This is a genomic window from Candidatus Neomarinimicrobiota bacterium (assembly GCA_022567655.1).
Taxonomy (GTDB): Bacteria; Fidelibacterota; SORT01; order SORT01; family SORT01; genus JADFGO01.
In genome coordinates this window covers 1-3,595 of record JADFGO010000137.1, presented here as the reverse complement: position 1 = coordinate 3,595, position 3,595 = coordinate 1, and the positions used below count along the sequence as shown (strand labels likewise).

General features: G+C 46.5%; 2 protein-coding genes and 3 tRNA genes. 1 reads left to right on the top strand and 4 read right to left on the bottom strand.

Annotation, left to right across the window (positions count from 1 at the left end; all coding sequences use genetic code 11):
• Positions 1–701 precede the first annotated feature (701 nt).
• The 4 genes from IID12_10075 to IID12_10060 form a co-directional block, all read right to left on the bottom strand.
• Positions 702–788, bottom strand: a tRNA-Ser gene (locus tag IID12_10075).
• A gap of 277 nt (positions 789–1,065) precedes the next feature.
• A tRNA-Arg gene (locus IID12_10070) sits at positions 1,066–1,139 on the bottom strand.
• A 41-nt stretch (positions 1,140–1,180) separates the two neighbouring features.
• The gene (locus IID12_10065) at positions 1,181–1,834 is read right to left on the bottom strand and encodes a tetratricopeptide repeat protein (protein MCH8289431.1); all 654 of its coding nucleotides are present in this window, start codon (positions 1,832–1,834) and stop codon (positions 1,181–1,183) included.
• Positions 1,821–2,924 (bottom strand): hypothetical protein, encoded by a 1,104-nt coding sequence (locus IID12_10060; GenBank protein MCH8289430.1) that lies wholly within the window; start codon positions 2,922–2,924, stop codon positions 1,821–1,823. The genes IID12_10065 and IID12_10060 overlap by 14 nt, the downstream gene beginning before the upstream one ends.
• Positions 2,925–3,053: 129 nt before the next feature.
• On the opposite strand from IID12_10060, the gene IID12_10055 reads away from it, so the two are divergent.
• Positions 3,054–3,126, top strand: a tRNA-Glu gene (locus IID12_10055).
• Positions 3,127–3,595 lie beyond the last annotated feature (469 nt).

Genomic DNA, 3,595 nt, shown 5'->3' with positions numbered 1-3,595 from the left:
AATTGAACTTATACCGTCTTCAGTCGCCAATTCCTCTTCAGGCTTCTCCCCTTGCGGGTAGATTCCCGTAAAAACAGCCCTTGCCATTTCTAAGTATAGATATGCGGTAGATTCAAAGTTATGCTTGAACTGTCCATTCACCCTCCCTTCTTTAACAGAACCTAAAGGTGCTAAAATGAGTGTAGTGCCAGCCTATTAGCCCTGTGTTCATGAATGTCACCTATTGCTGATCTTTAGATTGTAGTAACGCCCAAAGTCCCAGGCCCACCCCTTTCAATTCTTGGGGTTCTCTATTGAGAATGTGGTCGTAGCGAGAGGCGAATCCAGCAACCATGCTAAGCAAGTAGCGAAGACGCTCAGTCACCTCAAGAACAGGCTCCTCATTAGCCACGGACAATCCAAGAGCTGCACACACTGGATTAGGGTTCTGCATGCTCCCTATTTCAAGCAACCGCTTAGCAATGTGAATAGGCTCACCTACTGTGCTCCATTCGGAGTAACCGTTTCCCTGAATGTGCAAAACGTGTACTTCGCCGTATGAAAGACCGATTCGATACTTATATTCCGGTGTCATTTCAAAGGAAAGATCATGCAGTCTGCCCAGTATTTGCCCCAATAATAGCACGGCAGGCGGGGCGAATCCTACACAAAACATTCTCATGGTACTGTCAGGGCAAGCCCTAACCAGCACTCTCTCTCAGCGGAGAGGGAGGGATTCGAACCCCCGTTACCTTGCGGTAAACACGATTTCGAGTCGCGCGCATTCAGCCAGGCTCTGCCACCTCTCCTTATTGAGTGTTAAGGTAAATATATCAATTCTATCTTTCAATCTTAATCATACGATAACACCCCCCGCCTGACATCAGTCGGGGGGTGTCATCCATCAATATCTTGGAGAATCTGACTCTTCCGACCGGGATTCTTCGTCCGTCCCGATCCCGAAACTTCGGGACGGGACTCCTCAGAATGACAGCGTTTTCTCAGATCACACCCTCTCCCGAAATATATTCGGCATAAACTTCCACCTCCCTCGGGGAGAAGGACAAATGGGGTTTGCTTTATAAGTACGCCCGGGAGGACTCGAACCTCCAACCTCGTGGTCCGTAGCCACGCACTCTATCCAATTGAGCTACGGGCGCGTCGGGAAAATATAAATATGCCCGGAGCAATTTCCAACTATTTAATCGTTTTCCAACTCCTTTATCCTACTCATCAACCCAAGACTCCCATCATATCCGGGAGAGAGGAGAATCAGCATCTTCAACGACTCTTTTGCGTCCTCTAATTTTCCAGTCTCAATAAACGCGACAGCCAAATTATAAAGCGTCTCCACATCGGAAGAGTTCATTGAATAAGCTTCAAGTAATGGCTCAATAGCATCATCAGCGATACCGCTTCCGAGAAGAATAGAACCCATCCACTTCATAGCGAAAAACGTCTTTTCTATTTTCAGCGAATTTTCCAGCAATTCGTACGCCTCGTCGAAGAGCCCCTTACGGATCAACACCTCGGAAAGCCGATGATACGGGACAACGTCTCTGACCCCCGCAACGGTCAACGCCCTGTAGTCGTTCTCAGCCATATACTGATATCCGAGATCAAACAGTGAATCGGCATATATCCGGTGCGCTTCAGTCCAGGTGATTCTATTCTCGACCACGTCCAATGCAAGATTCTCAATATGATCGCTTCTGAGACTGCTAAAAGAGGGAACAGTCCTCTCCGATTCCTTATACGGCCATTTGGATCTAAGCGAAGTGATTCTCAGTTCCGCGATGGCTTCATCTATCGGAGTGATACCAGCTCCATTTATCAATTTATCAATCTCGTTCATGTCGGGTTCCGGACGTCGCATTCCGCCGAACAGGACGATCAACTCGGACGCCATCCGCTCTGCGATAATACATACGTGATTTATTGACGTCACCTGAACTTCCGGCGGCGGATGCTATCAAGAAATCGAGATCGGCGTTCGTTCCGTATCTTTCTTCCGCCTCATCAAAATAAAGCAGCGCTTTTTTGTTCTCTCCGGAGTAGAAAAGCGCCTTTCCCTTTTTGATTCCCCTGCTCCATTTATCAAGATCGGTAATCCCGTCTACACAAGATTTGAACGGAATTTTACCCGCAAAATTGCTTACCGGAATTCCCCCTATCAACGTCCAGCCCTCTGATTCCGCTATCAACAGCATATCTCTGACGTTACTCTCGAAGTTCTCTACCGCCTGCTTGTAAATTCTGCTGCCGGACTTGATCTCAATTCTCTTTACCGGGCTCTTCATTTCGAACCTGTCTTCGGCATCGGTTGAAAAGTAAATGTAAACCGACTTCAGAAGCTGAAACAATCGGTATTCGTGCAATTGTAAATATAATTTCAGACTGCCTCGATTCATACCGACGTAATCCACGGAAGCAGGACCGAGGGCGCCGTAAAATTCATTGTGCCCGGGATAGAGGATGACGGCGTCCGGATCGTAACGACCTAATTTTCTTATGAGGTCAAGCATTGCGTGTGAGTTCACTCCCGGTATGGACAAATTGATAATTTCTATCTCTCTCTCAGAAAACGCTTCCCGAAGCAGTTGTTTTAAGAAAGCAGAAATGGTTCCGTTCGGACCCCACGGATATCCTGACATTGAGTTCTCACCTATCAGAAAAATGCGGAGACTCCCGGATTGTTTTGGCGTATTCAGAGTGTTTGTGATGGTGACCGGAACAGCGCCGCTGAAAGGAAAATAGGGCTTCGCAAAACCACTGTTTTGTACAAGGTATGAATCAGTTCTCGCCGCAGGGAGGAAGAGTTCGCTCTTTTCTCCGTACTCCACGAAGCGAAGCGTGACCTCAGCCAACCCCATGAGCGCAAACGGAGCAAGCAGATAGATCAAGAGACGTTTGATTCTTCTGCGAAATACCGATTCATTTCTCATATTCTAACTCTAACTATCCTTTCGCCCTTCTGCTCTAATATAGAATTAACCGGTCAGATTTTACAGCTAATTCAGGAACAAACCGCTTGCATTTTCACGGGTGGTAAGATAAATTTATCGACCGAAAACGGCGCGTTCGTCTAATGGCTTAGGACGCTGGCCTCTCACGCCGGTAATAGGGGTTCGACTCCCCTACGCGCTACAAATGATGTGCTGGTTAGGGCTTGCCCTGACAGCACGATTATATATCAGCAAGATACGGTTATTAGATAATGTTATATATTATGTGTAAAGGGCAGGTTTTGACTGCCTTCAATTGATTTTACTCTATAATTTAATCGAGTTATACTCAAAACGGTGTGACGATACAGGTACGTGAAAATAACTAGCTTAAATAGTTTTTAAATATTGATGAACGAAACTTACAGCGTTTGAGCCTTGTCCTACAGCCGAAGCTACTCGCCTGACAGCTCCTTGCCTAACATCCCCAGCTGCAAAGATTCCTGGTACACTTGTCTCCAGCAAGAATGGGTCTCTTTTCAGATGCCAGTTTTTTGGCCGGCGACCATTTCGGATTAAATCTTGTCCGGTCAGAATAAACCCCGCTTCATTTCGTTCCACAACATTTGCTAAAAAATCTGTATGTGGTTTAGCTCCAATAAAACTAAAAA